The following is a 20196-nucleotide window of genomic DNA, read 5'->3' as shown; positions in this document are numbered from 1 at the left end:
GCGCGACCTGGCTAGCGTGGCTTGGCCGCGAGGGGCCGGCCCGCGGCTTTCCAGCCCTCGATGCCGCCGCGCAGGAACCGCGCATCGATCCCGGCCGCGCGCAGGGCCATCGCGGTGGAGCGGCCGACCTCGTGTCCGTGGACGCAATAGACCACCACCGGCGCGCCCTTCGGCACCTGCGCGCACCAGTCGTTCACCTGTTCCGGGTCGCGCCATTGCGCGCCCGGAATGACGGAGTCCGCCAGGTCGAACGCGGCCTTGCGGCGCACGTCGACGATGTGGGCCCCTGCCAGGTCCTCGGCCGCGGCCGCGAAGGGTTCACTGTCTTGCATGCGAGCGTCCATGGAGCACCTCAGATCACGTTGGTGAGTCGCAGCATCAACCCGGCGGCGCCGGAGACCAGCACGACGGGGATGACGCCAACCTTGAAGCGGAACAGCGCGATGGCCGCAGCCACGCCGATGACGGCCGCAAGCCACTCGAATCGGCCGGACAGGCCTTGCGTCCAGAGCACGTGGTACGCGAAGAACACCGCCAGGTTCACGATCACGCCGACGACGGCGGCCGTGATGCCCACCAGCGGCGCCGTGAACTTCAGGTTGCCGTGGGTGGACTCGATGAAGGGCCCGCCCAGCAGGATGAACAGGAAGGACGGCAGGAAGGTGAAGAACGTCACCACGGTCGCCGCCGCCGCGCCGGCAAGAAAGAGCGCATCGGGACCGAAGATCGCCTTGGTCCATCCGCCCACGAAACCGACGAAAGCGACCACCATGATCAGCGGGCCGGGCGTCGTCTCGCCCAGCGCCAGGCCGTCGATCATCTGCAGGCCGGTCAGCCACTGGTAGTGGTCCACCGCGCCCTGGTACACGTAGGGAAGCACGGCGTAGGCGCCGCCGAACGTCAGGAGTGCCGCCTTGGTGAAGAACCACGCCATCTGCGTCAGCACCGCGTCCCAGCCGTAGACCGCGGCGAGCGCGCCGATCGTCGCCACCCACAAGCCCAGGAACGTCACGAGCACCCGCCAGAAGTGCGGCCACGTGAACAGCGCATGCTCGGGTGTCGGCGTGTCGTCGTCGATGAGGGCCGGGCCCAGCGGCTTGGCCGCACTTGCATGGCCGCCGCCCGGCTTGAACTTGTCCGGCGCGTACTTGCCGCCGAAGTAGCCCAGGGCGCCGGCCGCGAGCACGATCAGGGGGAACGGGATGTTGAAGGCGAAGATGGAGATGAACGCGGCCGCGGCGATGCTCCAGAGCCATCCGTTCTTCAACGCCCGGGAGCCTACGCGCCAGGCCGCATGCACGACCAGGGCCGTCACCGCCGGCTTGATGCCGTAGAACATGCCGGCGATGGCAGGCACGTCGCCGAACGCCATGTAGATCCACGAGAGGCCGACGAGGATGAACAGCGAGGGCAGGACGAACAGCCCGCCCGCGACAAGGCCGCCCCAGGTGCGGTGCAGCAGCCAGCCGATGTACGTCGCGAGCTGCTGCGCCTCCGGTCCGGGCAGCAGCATGCAGTAGTTCAGTGCGTGCAGGAAGCGGTTCTCGGAGATCCAGCGTCGCCGCTCCACCAGCTCCTCGTGCATGATCGCGATCTGCCCGGCGGGACCTCCGAAGCTGATGAAGCCGAGCTTCAGCCAGAACCAGAACGCTTGCGCGCGTGTCAGTTGCGTCGTCATCGGGGCGCCTTCATCGCGGCATGCAATGTGTCGAAGAGGCCGAAGGCGGCCTGCAGCAAGTCGTCGTCGTCCGCGTGCTGGGCCTGCAACCCGCGAACCATCAGCTCCAGCCCCGGCGCTTCATCCAGCGGGATGCCGCCGACGTCGATGGAGTGAACGAGCTGGGCGATCCGCGCCACGGCGGCGTCCGCATCGAGGCCGAAGCTCCTGGCCACCACCTCGAAAGTGACCAGTTCCCCCACGTGCGTGAACGTCGCGCCGTCGAAGTCGTAACCGATCGCCGACTTCGGGCATTTCTTCGGGTCCGACAGCCAGAGGAATTTCGGCGACTTGTCGACGAAGCGCCAGACGAGCCACGCGGTGGCCAGCCGGTCGACCCACGGCCGCTTGCGCGTGGCCCATGTCCGCCCCTGGTACTGGGCCACCGAAAGGGACGCGATCGCGGCCGCCGTCGGCGAGGGCTCGTCCGGGGAGAGATGCAGTTCCACTTCGCGCCGCAAGCTTGCCAGGGCGTCGACCGCCCGTGCGGCCTCCTTGCCCGGGAAGAAGTCGCTGTCCTGCACTTGCTGCAACTGCTGCTCCAGGGCCCTCAGGGTCTTGCGCAGCTGCGCTTCCGTGGCTCTGGCCATTGCCTTGCGGGCCTCCTTCACGGCCTGGAGCAACTCCGCGTACGCATCGGAGCGGTCGAACAGCGCGCGGAAGGCTGCTTCCTGCGCCTGGTCGCGCGCGCGGACCTCGAGCAGGTGCGATTCGGCGCCGGCCTCGGCAATCGTATGGGCCAGGTCGCGCAGGGACGCGGCCGCGGGCGCGGATTCCGGAAGCACGTACACCCCCTCGCGCAATGTGCCCGCACCGGTGGCTTTCAAGGCCCGCCAGACCCGCACGCGCAGTCCGCTCGGGCTGGTGGGCAGCGTCGCCGTGAGGATGAGCCAGTCGGTCATGCAGCAAATATCTCACAATGTGATGATTGTTGCAAGCGCCTGGCAGAAGCGGCGGACCGCGCGTCGCGCCGCCGTCCGACACGGCTGAGTCATGCCCGGTGTTTCACTGCGCTGCAGCACAACCGGAGAGCAACCATGTTCGACATGCAAGTCCCCTGGTGGGAATTCATCCTGCGCGCCAGCGTCGTCTACCTCGTGCTGCTCGTGATGGTGCGGATGACGGGCAAGCGAACGGTCGGCCAGTTCACGCCCTTCGACCTGATCGTGGTGCTGCTCCTGTCGGAGGCGGTCAGCGGCTCGATCGCCGGCCAGGACGACTCGCTGGTGGGCGGCCTCATCGCTGCAGCGACGCTGCTGGCGCTCAACGTGCTGCTTGCCACGGTCAGCGCCCGCAGCAAGAAAGTGGACGCCTTGTTGGAAGGCAGCCCCGTGCTGGTCGGCCGCGAAGGCGTGGTCTACGAGGAGGTGCTCAAGCGCCAGCGCATCGCGCGCAGCGACATCGACAAGGCGCTGCGCGAGGCCGACTGCGAGCTCAAGGACATGCGCATGGCCGTCCTGGAGGCGGACGGCGCCATCACCATCATGAAGAAGCAGCCTTGAGCCGGCGCATCCAGGCCAGCCCTTCGGACGTGCCACCCGGCTGCGCGCCGCGCGCGGGCCGGTATTCGCAGCCCACCCAGCCCTGCCAGCCGCATGCGGTGGCCACTTCGTCAATGACCGAGAACAGGAACGGATAGTTCATCTCGCCGAGATCCGGCTCGTGCCGCTGCGGCACGCCGGCGATCTGGAAATGGCCCACGCGCCCGGTGGGCAGGTACTGGCGGATCTTCATCGCCACGTCGCCCTCCACCACCTGGCAGTGGTACAGGTCCATCTGCACCTGCGCGCCGGCCTCGCCGATCTCCGCCAGCAGCGCGTGCGCATCGTCCTGCCGGTTGACGAAGAAGCCCGGGATGTCGCGCGTGTTGATCGGCTCGATCAGGATCTTGACGCCCTGCCTGGCCGCTTCGCGTGCCGCCCAGCGCAGGTTGGCCACGTAGGTCGGCCGGACTGCGGCGCGCTCCACGCCCCGCGGCACCAGCCCGGCCATCACATGCACGCGCGGGCAGCGCAAGACCTCGGCGTACTTCAGCGCCCGGGTGACGCCGTCGCGGAATTCCTGCTCACGGCCCGGCAGGCAGGCCAGGCCCTTCTCGCCCGCGTCCCAGTTGCCGGGCGGTGCATTGAACAGCACCTGCTGCAGGCCGTGGGCGCGAAGCCGCGCCGCCAGTTCGGCGGCTTCGTGCTCGTAGGGGAAGAGGTATTCCACGCCTTCGAAGCCGTCGCGCGCGGCGGCCTCGAAGCGGTCCAGGAAGGGCAGCTCCGGATAGAGCATCGACAGGTTGGCGGCGAAACGCGGCATGGGAACCTCAGCGCACCGGCAGGCGCACGGCCTGCGGGTTTTCGGCGATGTACTCGCGCACGATGGCTTCGAAGCTGGCGTCGCTCTGCAAGCCGAGCCCGCGCGCGCGTTCCCACGCAACGTCGCCCGGCCAGCTGCGCACCAGCTTCTCGATGGCCGGGTCGACCTGCCAGTCGAGCAGCGCGGCGGCCTCCTTGCCGGCCACCTTCTCCAGCGCGGCGGCCATCTCGCCGACCGTGGTGCGCAGGGACGGCAGGTTGATCGCGGTGCGGTGGCCCCATTCGGCGTCGCTCGCCTCGCCGGCGCGGATGAAGCCGGCGATGGTGCTGCGCGGTGAAGCCAGTGCCGCGGGCGTGTCGGCCGGCACCGGGATGCGGGCCCTCACGCCGGCCAGCGGTTCGCGGATCATGCCGCTGAAGAAGCTGGAGGCCGCGCCATTGGGCAGGCCCGGGCGCACCGCCACGGTCATCGGCCGCACGATGCGGCCCGCCACGTAGCCCTTGCGCGCGTAGTCGGCCACCAGCTGCTCGCAGATGAACTTCTGGATGCCGTAGCTGCCTTGCGGCGTCGGCAGCGTGTCATCGGCGATGGTGCCCAGCGGGCCGTCGCCGGGACGGCGGCCGAACACGCCGACCGAACTGGCGAACACGAACACGGGGCTGGTGCCCAGGGCGCGGCAGCCCTCCAGCAACGCGCGCGTCGTGTCGACGTTGCTGCGCATGCCCAGGTCGAAGTCGGCCTCGCATTCGCCACTGACGGCAGCGGCCAGGTGGAACACGGCGTCGGTGCCGGCCGCCGGCAGCTCACGGCGCTGCAGCAGCTCGAGCAAGTCGCCTTGCACCACGCGCACCCGCGGGTCGGCCGCCAGGTCGGGGGGGGCGGGGCCGCGGTCGGCCAGCACCACCTGCTCGATGCGTCGCGGCGGTGCGCCGCGCAGGGAAACGGAGTTGGCGGCCAGCAGCGTGCGGGCCAGCCGGGCACCGAGGAAACCGGTGCCGCCGGTGATCAGGATGTTCATGCGCGCAGCATAGCGCCAGTGCGGGCTATCCGCGCTCGAACTTGAAGACGGCGGTGCTGGCGGTCATGTTGGGCAGGAAGCGGCGCTCGTGCCCGTCCTGCAACCCGAACGCATCGAGGATGGTCAGCCGGTTCTTGGTGGCCAGCACCTCGAAGTCCTTGAACGTGCCCACGCGGATGTTGGGCGTGTCGTACCACTGGTAGGGCAGCCGCTTGGTCACCGGCATGCGGCCGCGCACGATCGAAAGCCGGTTCGGCCAGTGCGCGAAGTTGGGGAAGGCCACGATGCCCAGCTTGCCCACGCGTGCCGTCTCGCGCAGCATGGTCTCGGCATTGCGCAGGTGTTGCAGCGTGTCGATCTGCAGCACGACGTCGAAGCTGTCGTCGTCGAAGATGGACAGGCCCTGGTCCAGGTTCAGCTGGATCACGTTGACGCCACGTTTCACGCAGGCCAGCACGTTCTCGTCGGCCAGCTCGATGCCGTAGCCGCTGCAGCCGCGCTCGCGCTGCAGGTGGTCCAGCAAGGCGCCGTCGCCGCAGCCGAGGTCCAGCACGCGCGCGCCTTGCGGAACGAGCCGGCCGATGGATTGGATCGTCGCGCGGTCGCTCACAGCATGGCTCCCGCGGGCAGCTCGCGCACTTCCGGCGTCGGCTCGACCCGCTCCGCCGCGATGCGCTCGAAGTAGGAGCGCACCACGCCCAGGTAGCGCGGGTCTTCCAGCAGGAAGGCGTCGTGGCCGTGCGGCGCGTCGATCTCGGCGTAGCTGACGTCGCGGCGGTTGTCGAGCAGCGCCTTGACGATCTCGCGGCTGCGCGCCGGCGAAAAGCGCCAGTCGGTGCTGAAGCTGACCAGCAGGAACTTGGCGGTGGCCACCGCCAGCGCCCTGGCCAGGTTGCCGTCGTGGCGCAAGGCCGGGTCGAAGTAGTCGAGCGCGCGGGTGATCAGCAGGTAGGTGTTGGCGTCGAAGTACTCGCTGAACTTGTCGCCCTGGTAGCGCAAGTAGCTCTCGATCTGGAACTCGATGTCCTGCGTCGTGTACTGCAGATCCATGCCCTCGCGCAACTGACGGCCGAACTTCTCGTTCATCACGTCGTCCGACAGGTACGTGATGTGTCCGATCATGCGGGCGATGCGCAGGCCGCGCTTCGGGATCACGCCGTGCTGGTAGAAGTGGCCGCCGTGGAAGTCGGGGTCGGTGACGATGGCGCGGCGCGCCACCTCGTTGAAGGCGATGTTCTCGGCGTTGAGGTTTGGCGCGCTGGCGATCACCACCGCGTGCCGCACCCGTTGCGGATGCTGCAGCGTCCACGACAGCGCCTGCATGCCTCCGAGGCTGCCGCCCATCACCGCGGCCAGCGTGCGGATGCCCAGGCCGTCGAGCAGCCGGGCTTGCGCATCGACCCAGTCCTCCACCGTCACCACCGGGAAGTCGGCTCCGTAGACGCGGCCGGTGTCGGGGTTTTCGTGCATCGGCCCGGTGGAGCCGAAGCAGGAGCCCAGGTTGTTGACGCCGATGACGAAGAAGCGGTCGGTGTCCACGGGTTTGCCGGGGCCGATCATGGTGTCCCACCAGCCTTCGGATCTCTCCTGGCCGGGATACACGCCCGCCACGTGATGCGACGCATTGAGCGCGTGGCAGATCAGCACGGCGTTGCTGCGCTGCGCGTCGAGCGTTCCGTAGGTCTCGTAGGCCAGCGAGTAGCCGCGGATGGAGGCGCCGCTGCGCAAGGCGAGCGGCGCGTCGAACTGCATGGACCGTGAAGTGGCGATCAGCGTCATGGAAACGAAAAGCCCGGCTCCGCTGTGGCGGGCCGGGCTCGGCCTGTCTTTAGCGGCATTTATTGAGCGCCCGCAATCGAGGCAAATCGGCGCTGGGGGAAGTATATCAACGCGGAACGCCGGGGTCGCCTGCGGCGAACCCGGCCTACGGGCGGCGCGGTTTGCGGCGTTTGCAGGTCGGGTTGCGCGAAGCGCACCCCGACACCCATGTCACTCTCCGAAAGCGCCGGGCACGTCCGCGCGCAAACCCCAATCCGCTGGCACGACTCCTTGTCGAACGAAGCGATGAAAGCTCGAATACGGCCAGTCCCTCGCCTGCGCGACCAAACCATGTTTCACTGGATTGACATGGATGTACTCGACGTGTCGCGCGAAATCGTCGTCATCCCGGATCTGGTGCTCCCAGAAGCGCCGCTGCCACAAGGAGCGCTCGGTGCCGCGTCGGGGCAGCGACGATGCGGGATCGAGCAGCCGCCGGCACAGCAACTGTCGGGTGAACCGCCGCTTGATGAGCATCCAGCGCAGGGAGAAGTCCGCATCCTGTTCGGGCAAGGTCCAGATGGCATGGAGGTGGTCCGGCATGACGACCATCGCGTCGGTTCGAAACGGGTGGTCGGCCTTCGTGGCCGCAACACACTCCCGCAACAACGGAACGTGGTCGACCAGCCAGCGCGACTGCCGGTCCAGGAGGGTCACAGTGAAGAAGTAGGTGGCGCCCGGTGTGTTGGCGCGGATGTAGCGGGACATCCAGCCATAACGCGGTGGAGCGCCACGCAACGTCGCCCGATCGGAGGACGCCAGGACGTCGGGGTCGCGTTCGCGAACCCGACCTACGAAGTCCGCATCCTCGTAGGGGGTTGCGCGCAACGTATCCCCGGCGTCAGCGCCGCACCCTCGTAGGCCGGGTTGCGCGCAACGTATCCCCGGCGTCAGCGCCGCACCCTCGTAGGCCGGGTTGCGCGCAGCGCACCCCGGCGTCAGCTCGCCAGCGCCAGCACCCCCAGCACCAGGAAGATCCCCGCCCCAACCGTGTGGACCAGCTTGATCGGCACCCGCCGCATGATCCGCTCGCCCAGCCAGACCACCGGCGCGTTGGCGAGCATCATGCCCAGCGTCGTGCCCGCCACCACGGCGGCCCAGGAATCGAAGCGGGCGGCCAGCATGACGGTGGCAATCTGCGTCTTGTCGCCCATCTCGGCCAGGAAGAAGGCCACGACCGTGGTGAGGAACACGCCATAGCGCGGCGCCTTGTCGACATCGTCCGCATCGAGCTTGTCGGGGATCAGCATCCAGATCGCCATCGCGATGAACGAGCCGCCCAGCACCCAGCGCAACACGTCCGGTCCGAGGGCCGACGTCACCCAGCTGCCGACCGCGCCGGCGAGCGCATGGTTGACGATGGTGGCGGCGAAAATTCCCAGCACGATCGGCCAGGGCTTGCGAAAGCGGGCGGCCAGGACCAGGGCCAGCAGCTGCGTCTTGTCGCCCATTTCGGCGAGGGCGACGATGCCCGTGGAGACGAGAAAGGATTCGATCAAGACGGCGGAAAGTGTACCCAGCCCGGAATGCGCACGCCGATGGCGCACTTTTTGCTTTTTTTGGTGCGGACAGCTGCCAAGCCGCCAAAACGCACCATCAACAAGCATTCCTCCGGAGACAAAAGACATGGAAGCACTAAAACAGGGATCGGACGTCCTGTTCATCCTGCTCGGCGCAATCATGGTGCTGGCCATGCATTCGGGCTTCGCCTTCCTCGAACTCGGCACCGTCCGCAAGAAAAACCAGGTCAACGCGCTGGTGAAGATCCTGGTCGACTTCTCCGTTTCCGCCGTCGTCTACTTCCTGGTCGGCTACTCGGTGGCGTACGGGACCAGCTTCCTGGTGGGCGCCGACCAGCTGGTGGCCAGGAGCGGCTACGAGCTGGTGAAGTTCTTCTTCCTGCTCACGTTCGCCGCGGCCATCCCGGCCATCATCTCGGGCGGCATCGCCGAGCGCGCCCGCTTCGGGCCGCAGCTGGTCGCCACCGCCATCATCGTCGGCCTGGTCTATCCGCTGTTCGAAGGCGTGGCCTGGAACCAGCGCCTGGGCGTCCAGGCCTGGATCAAGGACCTGACCGGCGCCGAATTTCACGACTTCGCCGGCTCCATCGTCGTCCACGCCATCGGCGGCTGGCTGGCCTTGCCGGCGGTGGTGCTGCTCGGCGCACGCAGCAATCGCTACCGCAAGGATGGCGCGATCTCGGCCCACCCGCCTTCCAACATCCCCTTCCTGGCGCTCGGTGCGTGGGTACTCACCGTCGGCTGGTTCGGCTTCAACGTGATGTCCGCGCAGACCATCGACAAGATTTCCGGGCTGGTCGCGGTCAACTCGCTGATGGCCATGGCGGGCGGCACCATCGCCGCCACGCTGCTGGGCCGCAACGATCCCGGCTTCGTCCACAACGGCCCGCTCGCCGGGCTGGTGGCCGTCTGCGCGGGCAGCGACGTGATGCATCCGCTCGGCGCCCTGGCCGTCGGTTCCGCCGCCGGCGTGATCTTCGTCGTCATGTTCACCCTGACCCAGAACCGCTGGAAGATCGACGACGTGCTGGGCGTCTGGCCGCTGCACGGCCTGTGCGGACTTTGGGGCGGCATCGCCGCGGGCATCTTCGGCAGCCAGGCGCTCGGCGGCCTCGGCGGGGTGAGCTTCGGCGCCCAGGTCATCGGCAGCCTGCTGGGGGTGGGCTGGGCGCTGCTGAGCGGTTTTGCGCTCTACGGGCTGCTCAAGGTCGTGATGGGCTTGCGGCTGTCCCCGGAAGAAGAGCACGAGGGCGCCGACCTGGCCATCCACAAGATCGGTTCGACCCCGGAGCGGGAAGTGAACTGGTGATGACGGGCGGGCTGTGGGCTGGCCGTGTGGCAGTTTCCACCAAAGCGGCCTATCGCTCGACGTCCGGTAGAACCCTGACAGACGAAAAACCACTTTGGCGCGCATAATATCGGCCGTGGGCCCCGCGAGGGTCCACTGTTTGCGGTGTTTAGTCGGTCTCGCGTGGTTTTGATTGCGTCTTGCGGACTCCATCGCGTTGTGCGTTTCTTTTAGCGGAGTCCTTTCATGGGCAACAAACTTTACGTGGGGAACCTTCCCTATTCTTACCGCGACAGCGACATGGAACAGGCTTTCGCCCAGTTCGGTACTGTCACCAGCGCCAAGGTCATGATGGAACGTGACACCGGTCGCTCCAAGGGCTTCGGTTTTGTCGAGATGAGCAGCCCCGCTGAAGCGCAGGCTGCCATCGCCGGCATGAACGGCCAGCAAATCGGCGGCCGTGGCCTCGTGGTCAACGAAGCCCGTCCGATGGAACCCCGCAGCGGTGGCGGCGGCGGCGGCTTTGGTGGTGGCGGCGGCGGCGGTGGTCGCGGCTTCGGCGGCGGCGGCAGCGGCGGCGGTGGTGGTGGCGGCTACGGCGGCGGTGGCGGCGGTGGCCGTCGCGAAGGCGGTGGCGGCGGCTACGGCGGCGGCGGCAGTGGCGGCGGCGGCGGTGGCCGCGACCGCTACTGATCATTGCGCAATCCAGGGCCGACGCGCCCTGTAGACAAAGGGCCTGCGGGCCCTTTTTTCATGGCCGGGCCGGCCTGCCCCCTCTGCAGTGATTTCCTCCATAATGTTTTTGTGGGTCTTGCAGTTCCACTCGGGTTGCGGTGACAGGTGCCTATCGCGTCGCTTTCAGTTGAATGCGTTTTCGGGACTCCATCGCTTCGGTTCAATGTTTTTCAGGAGTCCCTGTAGATGGGCAACAAACTGTACGTAGGCAACCTTCCCTATGAGGTGCGCGACAGCGACCTCGAACAGGCGTTTGGCCAGTTCGGCCAGGTCAGCAGCGCCAAGGTGATGATGGACCGCGAGACCGGTCGTTCCAAGGGCTTTGGTTTCGTCGAGATGGGCAGCGACCAGGAGGCGCAAGCGGCGATCAGCGGCATGAACGGCCAGTCCATGGGCGGCCGCAGCGTCGTCGTGAACGAAGCGCGCCCGATGGAAAACCGTCCGCCCCGCAGCGGTGGCGGCGGCTTCGGCGGCGGCGGCGGTGGTTACGGCGGTGGCGGTGGCGGCGGTGGCCGCTCCGGCGGCGGCGGTGGCTACGGTGGCGGTGGCAGTGGGGGTGGTGGCGGCCGCCGCGAAGGCGGTGGTGGCTACGGCGGTGGCGGCGGCCAGGACGGCGGCTTCCGCAGCCCGTACGGCGCCGGCCCGCGCGGCGGCGGCGGTGGCCGCTCCGGCGGCGGGGGTGGCGGCGGGTACGGCGGCGGTGGCGGCAACAGCTACTGAGCGTCGATCACGCCAAGACAAGAGGCTCCTGCGGGAGCCTTTTTCATGGGCGTCGGGGTGCGCTGCGCGCAACCCGACCTACAGGGATTCCGGCATTCCGCATTGACCTCGCAGGCCGGGTTGCGGCGCAGCCGCACCCCGGCGCTATCGAGTTTCCCGATGCTTGCGCGGCTGCCCCGCCATCGCCTTGTCGAACAGCGCATCGGGCAACACGCGCAGCAACTTCGCCACGATGCCCATCTGCCATGGAATCACGCGGTAGCTGCGCCCCGCCGCGATGGTGCGGAAGGCGGCATCGGCGAAGCGTGGCGCCTTCATGAGGAACGGCATGCCGTAGCGATTGCGCTGCGTCAGCGGCGTGTCCACGTAGCCCGGCGCGATGGTCACCACGCGCACGCCATGCGAACGCATCTCGCCGCGCAGGCTCTCGCAATAGCTGATGACGGCGGCCTTGCTCGAACAATAGGCGGCATGTCCCGGCAGGCCGCGGATGCCCGCCACGCTGGCGATGCCCACCAGCGTGCCGCTGCCGCGACGCACCATCGCATCGATGAAGGGATGGAACGTCGCCGCCAGGCCCACGTTGTTGGTGGCGTAGATGCGAGCGATGACGTCCAGGTCCTCGCGCATCCCCGTATCCACGCCGACGCTGATGCCGGCGTTGGCGATCACCACGTCGGGCACGCCTTGCGCATCGATGCAGGCGCGGCCGGCCGCGACGATGCTGTCGGTCTGCGCCACGTCGGCGCCATAGACACGAAAGCGTTCCGCCGGGATGCCCTGCGCCTGCGCCCACTGCGTGATGTCCGCGGCGCGCCGCGCCGACAGTGCCAGCCTCCAGCCGGCCTGGTGATAGCGCCACGCCAGCGCCTGCCCGATGCCGCTGGAGGCGCCGGTGATGAAGACGAGGCGATCCATTCCTAGGGGGCGGGCCGCGCCTGCAACGTACCGCGCACCCGGCCTTCCAGCTGCAGCACGCGATCGAGGTTGTCGTAGGCCATGCTGTCACCCACGAACACGTCAGCGCCGCGCGTCAGCCGCACCGGCCGGTTGGACTTGACCTGCTCGGTGTCCATGAAGGCGTGCAGGAACTCGCCGCGGATCTCCATCGGCTCCTGCGGCTTGCCGGCCGCGTCGAATGTCGTCCGGGTCACGACCGCATCGCCCATCAACTGCACCTCGCTGCCGTCGCCGTTGCTCAGCGCACGCTTGGCGGTGGCCACCGTCAGCGCCCCCTTCTGGTTGTACGAGCGGATGCGCGGCGAGTCGATCTCGGTGATGTCCGTGTCGGGGTAGTGACGCGCCTCGACGCCGTGGATTTCGGTCTTCAGCCGCCCCGCGGGGTCGAACGACTTCACGGAGAAATTGCGCAGGAAGTGGTCCGGCTCGTGCGTGGGCGTGCTTTTGACGCCTGGAGCGGAAAAGGTGGGTGTGTTGCGCGCCAGCCAGTAGGTGCCCAGGGCCAGCAGGCCCATCAGGATGATGGGCAGGTAGATGGTCAGGCGGTCCCAGGCGCGGCCGAAACCGCGCTGTTCGGTCACCCGTAGGCCTCCAGCAACTGCGCGTAGCGGCCCGAAGCCACCAGCAACAGGTCGCAGAACTCCCGCGCGGCGCCATGGCCGCCCCGTGCCTGCGTGACATAGCGGGCCGCGGAACGCACCTCGACATGCGCATTGGCCGGTGCTGCCGCGAAGGCGCAGCGGCGCAGCACCGGCAAGTCCGGCCAGTCGTCGCCGATCGCCGCAGTCTGCGACCAGGCGATGCCCAGCGCCGCCAGCGTCTGCTCCGCCGCCGGCCGCTTGTCCTCGGTGCCGTAGTGGACGTGCGTCACGCCCAGCGATTCGAGCCGCTTGCGCAGCGGCTTCGAATCGCGGCCGGTGATGACGATCGGCGTGATGCCGCCGCGCTGCAGCAGCTTCAAGCCCAGGCCGTCCAGGATGGAGAAGCGCTTGAGCATTTCGCCCTCGTCGCTGACCAGGATGCCGCCGTCGGTCAGCACGCCGTCGACGTCGAAGATCGCCGCCCGCATGCCTTGCGCGGCGAGCAGCAGCTCGGGCGGGAAGGTCAATGCGGGCACGACCACCTCAAATCACCTTGGCGCGCATCAGGTCGTTGGAGTTGACCGCCCCGACCAGCAACCCGTCCCCATCCACCACCAGCACGCTGGTGATGCGGAACTGCTCCATCAGCTGCGCCGCCTCCGCCGCCAGCGAGTCGTCGCGGATGGTGCGCGGGCCGGGATGCATCACCTCGTGCGCCTTGGTGTTGCGCAGGTCCACGCCCTGCTCGATCAGGCGGCGCAGGTCGCCGTCGGTGAAGATGCCCAGCACGCGGCCGGCCTGGTCGACCACGGACGATGCGCCCAGGCCCTTGCGGCTCATCTCGCGCATCAGCTCGGTGAACGACGCATCCGGCAGCACGCGCGGCACGCTGTCGCCCTTGCGCATGACGTCGCTCAGGTGCGTCAGCAGCTTGCGGCCCAGCGCGCCGCCCGGGTGCGAGCGCGCGAAGTCCTCGGTCTTGAAGCCGCGCGCGTCCAGCAGCGCCACGGCCAGCGCGTCGCCCAGGGCCAGTTGCGCGGTGGTGCTGGCGGTGGGCGCCAGGTTCAGCGGGCAGGCTTCCTTCTCGACGCCGCTATCCAGCAGGATGTCGGCATGGCGGGCCAGGGTCGACCTGGTGTTGCCGGTCATGGCGATCAGGGGCACGCCCAGGCGCTTGAGCATCGGCAGGATCGCCACGATCTCGTCGCTCTCGCCGCCGTTGCTGATGGCGACCACCAGGTCGGTCGGCTTGATCATGCCCAGGTCACCGTGACTGGCCTCGGCCGGGTGGACGAACATGGCGGGCGTGCCGGTGGAGGCCAGGGTCGAGGCGATCTTGCGGCCCACGTGGCCGCTCTTGCCCATCCCCATCACCACCACCCGCCCGCGCAGGTCCAGCATGGCCTCCACGGCCCGGGCGAAGTCCTCCCCGGTGCGGGCTTTCAGGCCCTGGACGGCGGCCGCCTCGATCTCGAAGGTTTCCTGTGCGAGGCGCAGCGCACGTGTGCGGTCGAAAGTCATCACGGGGATTTTAGTCGGGCCGGGCCGGACGCCGGATAGCATAGGAGGGGATGACCTCACTGGAACTCACTCTGTTGTACCTGCTCGCCGCAGTGCTGGGCGTGGTGCTGTGCCGGTTCCTGCGGCTGCCGGCGATGCTGGGGTACCTGGTGGTCGGCGTGGTGATCGGTCCCAATGCCCTGGCCCTGGCCCAGGATTCGGCGGACGTGCGGCACCTGGGCGAGTTCGGCGTGGTGTTCCTGATGTTCGTGATTGGCCTGGAGTTCAACCTCTCCAAGCTGCGGGCGATGCGCGCCCACGTGTTCGGGCTGGGCCTGTCGCAGGTGGTGCTGACCGTGGTGCTGGGCACCATCGGCTCGCTGCTGTTTGCCTGGGCGGCGCCCGGCTTCTGGCGCATGAGCTGGCAAAGCGCGCTGGCCTTGTCCGGCGCGCTGGCCATGAGCAGCACCGCCATCGTGGTGAAGATGATGGCGGACCGGCTGGAGATGGACTCCGAGCATGGCAAGCGCGTGATGGGCGTGCTGCTGTTCCAGGACCTGGCGGTCGTGCCGCTGCTGGTGCTGATCCCGGCGCTGGGCAGCCCCCCGGAGGAGTTGCTGCGCGAGATCGGCTATGCCCTGCTCAAGGCCTCCATCCTGATCGCGCTGCTGCTGGTGGGCGGCCAGCGCGTGATGCGCTGGTGGCTGACGATGGTGGCGCGGCGCAAGAGCGAGGAGCTGTTCATCCTGAACATGCTGCTGATCACGCTGGGGCTGGCCTGGCTGACCGAGCTGGCCGGCCTGTCGCTGGCGCTCGGCGCCTTCATCGCGGGCATGCTGATCTCCGAGACGGAGTTCAAGCACCAGGTGGAAGCGGACATCCGCCCCTTCCACGACGTGCTGCTGGGCCTGTTCTTCATCACCGTGGGCATGCTGCTGGACTGGCGACCGGTGTTCGAGCGCTGGCCGCTGGTGCTGCTGATGGTGAGCGTGCCGGTGGGCTTCAAGCTGCTGCTGGTGACGGCGCTGGCCAAGGTGTTCGGGGCGACCACCGGCGTGTCCCTGCGCACCGGCCTGTACCTGGCGCAGGCGGGCGAGTTCGGCTTCGTGCTGCTGACGATGGCCCAGCAGGAAAGACTGGTGCCGCCCACGCTGATCAACCCGATCCTGGCCAGCATGGTGATCTCCATGCTCGCCACGCCCTTCATCATCCAGTGGAGCAACCGCATCGTGATGAAGGTGGTGGCCAGCGAATGGCTGATGCAGTCGCTGCAGATGACCACCATCGCGCGCCGCTCGATCAACGCCAACAAGCACGTGATCATCTGCGGCTACGGCCGCTGCGGCCAGAACCTCGCGCGCATGCTGGAACAGGAGAACATCCCCTACATCGCGCTCGACCTGGACCCCGACCGGGTGCGCCAGGCCGCCGCCGCCGGCGACTCCGTGGTGTTCGGCGACGCTTCCCGGCTGCAGGCGTTGATCGCCGCCGGCCTGGGCCGCGCCAGCGCGCTGGTGATCACCTACCTGGACGTGCCGGGCGCGCTGAAGGTGCTGGCCAGCGCGCGCGGCCACGCGCCCAACGTGCCGGTGATCGTGCGCACGCAGGACGACTTCGACCTGGAGCGGCTGCAGCAGGCCGGCGCCACCGAGGTGGTGCCGGAGACGCTGGAAAGCTCGCTGATGCTGGCCAGCCACGCGCTGGCGCTGGTGGGCGTGCCGATGCGCCGCGTGCTGCGGCTGGTGCAGGCGCAGCGCGATGCGCGCTACAACCTGCTGCGCGGCTACTTCCATGGCAGCGACGACGACACGCTGCACGAGCGCGAGCAGGAGCGCCTGTCCACTATCACGTTGCCGTCGGAAGCCGGCGCGCTGGGCCGCGTGCTCAGCCACCTGCGGCTGGCGGAAGAAGGCGTGCGCGTCGTCAGCCTGCGGCGCAGCAACGGCCGCATCGTCGATGCCGCCTCCGACCCGTCGCTGGAAGACGGCGACACCCTCGTGCTGTCCGGCCGGCCCGAGCCGCTGGCGATGGCCGAGGAGATCCTGCTCAAAGGATGACCATGCAAGACCTGCCCTTCAGCGTGGGCGACTACCTGCGCAGCCACATCCGCACCGTGCCCGACTGGCCGGCGCCGGGCGTCCAGTTCCGCGACATCACGCCGCTGCTGCAGAACCCCAAGGTGTTCCGCGTGCTGATCGACGCCTTCGTGCACCGCTACATGGACCGCCGGCCCGACGTGGTGGCGGGTCTCGATGCGCGCGGCTTCATCCTGGGCTCGGTGGTCGCCTACGAACTCGGCGTGGGTTTCGTGCCGATCCGCAAGAAGGGCAAGCTGCCGTTCACCACGGTGGAGGAAACCTACGAGCTGGAGTACGGCAGTGCGACGGTGGAACTGCACACCGACGCCGTGAAGCCGGGCCAGCGGGTGCTGTTGATCGACGACCTGATCGCCACCGGCGGCACGATGATGGCCGGCAAGAAGCTGCTGGAAAAGCTGGGCGGCACCGTGATCGAAGGCGCCGCGATCGTGGAGCTGCCGGAACTGGGCGGGATGGGAAAGCTGCGCGAGAGTGGGCTGGCGGTGTTCACGCTGGTGGATTTCGCGGGGCATTGAGCCATCGCATGGCGGGGTCGCTGGCGCGAACCCGCCCTACCAGGAGAACGGGTGCTGGCGTAGGGCGGGTTCGCACAGCGACCCCGCCAATGAACTCCCCCAGCTGGCGTAGGGCGGGTTCGCGCAGCGACCCCGCCAATGAACCTATCGCAACGCCCCGTACTGCGTCGAGCTCAAATGCTCCTGCGGCGCCGCCTGGTCGCTCATCTCCGTGTCCTCGAAGCCGGTGAGGAGCGTATAGCTCTGGGCCGCTTTGCCAGCGCCCACCGCGGCGAGTGCCTGCTCGCCGCGCACACCGGCTTCGAGTGCTTTGCGGAATGCCGCAACTTCTTCCTGCTGCAGCGGATCGAACTTCTGCGCCAATGCGGAGCGCAGCACCGACGGACGCGAGGCCATCGGTTCGTACAGCGGCGCCGGGCCCGACTCGATCGCATCCGGATGCAGCGGCGCCGGCCGCGAGGTCGGGGGTTGCGCCTGCGCATTGCGCTGCGCCAGTCGCGCCGGATGGGTGGGATGGGCCGGGTCGCCGATCGCCACATGCTCGCTGGCGCGCCAGTACACGGCGGACACCGCGATGTCGTAGCGCGCCTTGGCCGATTGCGTGACGCTCGCCTCGATCTCCGACAGCCGCCTGGTGTCGCTGCCGGCGCCCTGCGCCAGGTCCACCATCACCATGAACTGCGCACCGCGCGGGTCGAGCGACAGCACCTTGAACTTGTAGCTGGAGGACAGCACGCCGGCGCGCACCATCGACTCGCGCACCACGGCGTAGAGCAGCTCGCGGCGCTCCAGGCGCTCCTGCTTGCGGCTGGACGACGGCCGCGGGCCGCCCTGCGGCTTGCTCGCCTCCAGGCGCGACAGGCCGGAGTTGGCGGGGTCGCCGCCCGGTGTATCGGCCTTCTTCTTTGGCGGGGAAAACCAGTTCAACAAAGACATTCCGCGACTCTCTTGGTTGTGTTTTGTTCTGCGCGAGACGTGCGCTCAGGTGACAGCAATGCGCTTGAGCCGGCTGATGAGGCGCCGGGACACCAGCCCGCCAAGGGCCATGGCGATTTCCAGTGCCATCTGCGGCTGCCGGTTGGACAGCTCGGTGAAGCGGATCGGGTTGAGCGACCACAGCTTGCACGCCGACGCGGCCTGCACGGTGGCGCTGCGGGGCTGCCGCGTGAAGAAGGCGCCTTCGCCGACGGCGGAGCCCGCTTCGACCGTCGCGATGCGCAGGCGGCCCTTGTCGTCCTCGAAGTGCACGGTCAGGCTGCCGGTCTCCACGAAATAGATCGTGCGATCGCTGGCGTTCTGCTGGATCACCACCTGGCCCTGCGTCACCGCGAACGGCTGCAGGTAGGTGCCGAACAACTCCCATTGCTTGCTGCTCAGGGCCGGATGGAACGCATCGAGCGACTCGTTGTGCGCCGTTGCGTGGATCAGGCCCTGCACATCGAAGTGCATGGTGGAAGGCAGGGGTGCGTTCATGCGGCGAACAGTAATCGCGGCGGCATGGGGCGCACAAGCGCTGTTAGCGTTCGATTACACCGGATACGCGGCGGTGTGGCGCCGTTACGCGGTACGCGGACAGACGGCTTCGCCGCGCCGTCCAACGGTATTGGCGCCGAACAACCGCTCAGGGCACCTCGTGCGGCTCGAAATCGAGTTCGACCTTGGCGCCGTTCGGATCGGTGCAGAACAACTGCCAGGTGCCCGCGCCTTTCTGCCGGCGCAAGTCGTAGGCGATGCCTCGCGTGTCGAAGCGCGCCTTGATGTCCTTCAAGCCGCTGGCGGTGAAAGCCATGTGGTCGATGACACCGGCACGCTGCGCCGGCACCGGCCGGTCGGTGTAGACGTGCAGGATGGGTCGGCCATCCGCGTACAGCCACGCGCCGGGGAAGCCCAGGTCCGGACGCGGGCCCATCTGCAGCCCGAGCAGGCCGGAATAGAACTCCAGCGTGCGGTCCAGGTCCTCCGCGATCACCGTGAAGTGGTTCATTCCGTGGATCATCTTTTCATCTCCTGCAAGGTTTCATGTCACCAGCACCAGCGCGCCTGTGCTCTCGCGCGATTCGAGCCGCTGGTGCGCCTGACCTGCGGCATCCAGCGCGAACAGTTCCGGCGTCGGCGGCCGCAGCACACCGGCTGCCAACGCGGCCCACAGGCGCCCGGCGCGTTCCTGCAACTCGGTGGCGGTCGCCACGAAGTCGAACACCACCGGCCGCGAGAACGTCATCGACTTCATCACCAGCTTGTCCGCGTCCAGCGGCGGCAACGGGCCGCTGGCCTGGCCCAGGCTGATCCAGTGGCAGCGGCGGTCGGCCGCGGCGAGGTTCTCCGCCACCGCCGCGGCGCCGAGCCCGTCGACGATGACGTCGGCGCCGCCGCAATGCGCGCGCACCGCTTCGGCGAAGCGATAGTCCCGCGCGACGATCACGTGGTCGCAGCCGCGCTCGCGGGCGACACGGGCCTTGGCCTCGCTCGAGACCGTGCCCACCACCGTCGCGCCCAGGTGCTTCGCCCACGCGCACACCAGCGAACCGACGCCGCCGGCAGCGGCATGCACCAGCAGCCGGGTACCGCGGCCGACGCGGCCGAGGTCACGCAGCAGGTAATCCGCAGTCAGGCCCTTGAGCAGCAGCGCCGCAGCGGTTTCCTCGTCCACGTCGTGCGGCAGGCGCAATGCGTGGCGCGCGGCCAGCGTGCGCACGCTGCGGTAGGCGCCGGGTTCGGGGCACAGGTAGGCAACGCGGTCGCCGGGCAACAAACCGCCAGTGTTGTCGCCGACGTCGATGACGGTGCCCGCCGCCTCCATCCCCAGCACGCCGGGCAGCGGCAGCATGCCCGGCATCCAGCCGCGGCGCAGGTAGATGTCGATGAAGTTGATGCCGATGGCGCGTTGCCGGATGCGGATTTCGCCGGGGCCGGGTGCGCGCGCGGTGGCATCGACCGGTTCGAGTTCCTCGGGGCCGCCGTAGCGGGAGAGGCGGATTTCGCGCGAGGGGATGGATGCGCGGGAGGATGTTGTCGGGGTCGCTTCGCGAACCCGACCTACGGGTTCCGGACCGGCACCCGGCGAATGAACGGCATATCCGGTAGGTCGGGTTCGCGAAGCGACCCCGACATCCAATCCCCCCCCCCCCCCCCCCCCCCCCCCCCCCCCCCCCCCCCCCCCCCCCCCCCCCCCCCCCCCCCCCCCCAAGCGCCCCCCCGGCGGCGCCCCCCCCCCCCCCCCCCCCCGCCCCCCCCCCCCCCCCCGCCGCCCCCGGGGGCGCGGGCGGGGGGGCCCGCGGGCCGGGCCCCCCCCCCCGGGCGGGGGGGGGGGGGGGGTTGACCCGGGGGGGGGGGGGGGGGGGGGGGGGGGGGGGGAGGGGGGGGTCGCTGCGCGAACCCGCCCTACGGAATGCAATCCCTGCGTAGGGCGGGTTCGCGCAGC

Annotated in this window: 23 protein-coding genes; 6 read left to right on the top strand and 17 right to left on the bottom strand. The window is 68.8% G+C overall.

All coding sequences use genetic code 11. The features are described 5' to 3' along the window. Positions 1-11: 11 nt before the first annotated feature. Genes WG902_RS05145 through WG902_RS05135 form a run of 3 tightly spaced genes read right to left on the bottom strand, consistent with a single transcriptional unit; the run spans position 12 to position 2619 of the window. On the bottom strand, positions 12-332 hold the full coding sequence (locus WG902_RS05145) for a rhodanese-like domain-containing protein (RefSeq protein WP_340058861.1): 321 nt from the start codon (positions 330-332) through the stop codon (positions 12-14). 20 nt (positions 333-352) lie between these two features. Further along, positions 353-1678, bottom strand: coding sequence for a chromate efflux transporter (gene chrA, locus WG902_RS05140; protein ID WP_340058860.1), 1326 nt, complete (start codon positions 1676-1678; stop codon positions 353-355). Then, positions 1675-2619: a chromate resistance protein ChrB domain-containing protein gene (locus WG902_RS05135; RefSeq protein WP_340058859.1), complete on the bottom strand. Its 945-nt coding sequence runs from the start codon at positions 2617-2619 to the stop codon at positions 1675-1677. Before WG902_RS05135 ends, chrA begins: the two co-directional genes overlap by 4 nt. A gap of 135 nt (positions 2620-2754) precedes the next feature. Between WG902_RS05135 and WG902_RS05130 the strand changes: the two genes are divergently transcribed. Beyond that, entirely contained in the window at positions 2755-3219 is a 465-nt protein-coding gene (locus WG902_RS05130) for a DUF421 domain-containing protein (protein ID WP_340058858.1), read from the top strand. Here WG902_RS05130 and otnI read toward each other — a convergent pair. The 6 genes from otnI to WG902_RS05100 form a co-directional block, all read right to left on the bottom strand. Further along, complete coding sequence (gene otnI / locus WG902_RS05125; protein ID WP_340058857.1) at positions 3200-4021, bottom strand: 2-oxo-tetronate isomerase; 822 nt, start codon at positions 4019-4021, stop codon at positions 3200-3202. The genes WG902_RS05130 and otnI overlap by 20 nt on opposite strands. 7 nt (positions 4022-4028) lie before the next feature. Beyond that, a complete protein-coding gene (gene denD / locus WG902_RS05120) occupies positions 4029-5039 on the bottom strand; it encodes a D-erythronate dehydrogenase (RefSeq protein WP_340058856.1) in 1011 nt (336 codons plus the stop codon). A gap of 25 nt (positions 5040-5064) precedes the next feature. Continuing rightward, positions 5065-5649 (bottom strand): methionine biosynthesis protein MetW, encoded by a 585-nt coding sequence (metW, locus tag WG902_RS05115; protein ID WP_340058855.1) that lies wholly within the window; start codon positions 5647-5649, stop codon positions 5065-5067. Continuing rightward, complete coding sequence (gene metX, locus WG902_RS05110; protein ID WP_340058854.1) at positions 5646-6818, bottom strand: homoserine O-succinyltransferase MetX; 1173 nt, start codon at positions 6816-6818, stop codon at positions 5646-5648. The genes metW and metX overlap by 4 nt, the downstream gene beginning before the upstream one ends. Before the next feature lie 210 nt (positions 6819-7028). Continuing rightward, positions 7029-7565 carry an REP-associated tyrosine transposase gene (locus tag WG902_RS05105; protein ID WP_340058853.1) on the bottom strand — a complete coding sequence of 179 codons (537 nt, stop codon included), beginning with the start codon at positions 7563-7565 and terminating at the stop codon, positions 7029-7031. A gap of 230 nt (positions 7566-7795) precedes the next feature. Beyond that, entirely contained in the window at positions 7796-8353 is a 558-nt protein-coding gene (locus tag WG902_RS05100) for a TMEM165/GDT1 family protein (RefSeq protein ID WP_340059442.1), read from the bottom strand. Between the two features lie 130 nt (positions 8354-8483). Between WG902_RS05100 and WG902_RS05095 the strand changes: the two genes are divergently transcribed. The 3 genes from WG902_RS05095 (at position 8484) to WG902_RS05085 (ending at position 11120) form a co-directional block, all read left to right on the top strand. After that, positions 8484-9686, top strand: coding sequence for an ammonium transporter (locus WG902_RS05095; RefSeq protein WP_340058852.1), 1203 nt, complete (start codon positions 8484-8486; stop codon positions 9684-9686). A gap of 225 nt (positions 9687-9911) precedes the next feature. Further along, positions 9912-10358, top strand: a complete 447-nt coding sequence (locus WG902_RS05090) for an RNA recognition motif domain-containing protein (protein ID WP_340058851.1) — start codon at positions 9912-9914, stop codon at positions 10356-10358. A 228-nt stretch (positions 10359-10586) separates the two neighbouring features. Continuing rightward, complete coding sequence (locus tag WG902_RS05085) at positions 10587-11120, top strand: RNA recognition motif domain-containing protein (RefSeq protein WP_340058850.1); 534 nt, start codon at positions 10587-10589, stop codon at positions 11118-11120. A gap of 144 nt (positions 11121-11264) precedes the next feature. On the opposite strand, the gene WG902_RS05080 is transcribed toward WG902_RS05085, so the two are convergent. The 4 genes from WG902_RS05080 to WG902_RS05065 are packed head-to-tail and all read right to left on the bottom strand — an operon-like array spanning position 11265 to position 14182. Continuing rightward, positions 11265-12038, bottom strand: coding sequence for an SDR family oxidoreductase (locus WG902_RS05080; RefSeq protein ID WP_340058849.1), 774 nt, complete (start codon positions 12036-12038; stop codon positions 11265-11267). Positions 12039-12040: 2 nt separating this feature from the next. Beyond that, entirely contained in the window at positions 12041-12661 is a 621-nt protein-coding gene (gene lptC / locus WG902_RS05075) for an LPS export ABC transporter periplasmic protein LptC (RefSeq protein WP_340058848.1), read from the bottom strand. After that, positions 12658-13149, bottom strand: coding sequence for a KdsC family phosphatase (locus WG902_RS05070; protein WP_340059440.1), 492 nt, complete (start codon positions 13147-13149; stop codon positions 12658-12660). Before WG902_RS05070 ends, lptC begins: the two co-directional genes overlap by 4 nt. A gap of 55 nt (positions 13150-13204) precedes the next feature. Next, positions 13205-14182, bottom strand: coding sequence for a KpsF/GutQ family sugar-phosphate isomerase (locus WG902_RS05065; protein ID WP_340058847.1), 978 nt, complete (start codon positions 14180-14182; stop codon positions 13205-13207). Positions 14183-14232: 50 nt separating this feature from the next. Here WG902_RS05065 and WG902_RS05060 point away from each other — a divergent pair, with 50 nt between their 5' ends. Then, positions 14233-16218, top strand: a complete 1986-nt coding sequence (locus tag WG902_RS05060; RefSeq protein WP_340058845.1) for a monovalent cation:proton antiporter-2 (CPA2) family protein — start codon at positions 14233-14235, stop codon at positions 16216-16218. 2 nt (positions 16219-16220) lie between these two features. Continuing rightward, a complete protein-coding gene (locus WG902_RS05055) occupies positions 16221-16775 on the top strand; it encodes an adenine phosphoribosyltransferase (protein WP_340059439.1) in 555 nt (184 codons plus the stop codon). A 144-nt stretch (positions 16776-16919) separates the two neighbouring features. Here the strand turns inward: WG902_RS05055 and WG902_RS05050 are convergent, their stop codons facing one another. The 4 genes from WG902_RS05050 to WG902_RS05035 form a co-directional block, all read right to left on the bottom strand. Next, positions 16920-17711, bottom strand: coding sequence for a hypothetical protein (locus WG902_RS05050; protein ID WP_445263654.1), 792 nt, complete (start codon positions 17709-17711; stop codon positions 16920-16922). A 45-nt stretch (positions 17712-17756) separates the two neighbouring features. Further along, positions 17757-18248 (bottom strand): Crp/Fnr family transcriptional regulator, encoded by a 492-nt coding sequence (locus WG902_RS05045; RefSeq protein ID WP_340058843.1) that lies wholly within the window; start codon positions 18246-18248, stop codon positions 17757-17759. Positions 18249-18396: 148 nt separating this feature from the next. Then, positions 18397-18771: a VOC family protein gene (locus WG902_RS05040; RefSeq protein ID WP_340058842.1), complete on the bottom strand. Its 375-nt coding sequence runs from the start codon at positions 18769-18771 to the stop codon at positions 18397-18399. Between the two features lie 21 nt (positions 18772-18792). After that, entirely contained in the window at positions 18793-19890 is a 1098-nt protein-coding gene (locus WG902_RS05035) for a quinone oxidoreductase family protein (RefSeq protein WP_340058841.1), read from the bottom strand. Between the last annotated feature and the right edge of the window lie 306 nt (positions 19891-20196).

Origin of the sequence: Ramlibacter sp. PS3R-8, assembly GCF_037572435.1 — a bacterium.
In the GTDB taxonomy this organism is placed as follows: Bacteria; Pseudomonadota; Gammaproteobacteria; order Burkholderiales; family Burkholderiaceae_C; genus Ramlibacter.
Note: the sequence above shows the minus strand (reverse complement) of the source record. Positions and strands in the feature narration are given on the sequence as shown.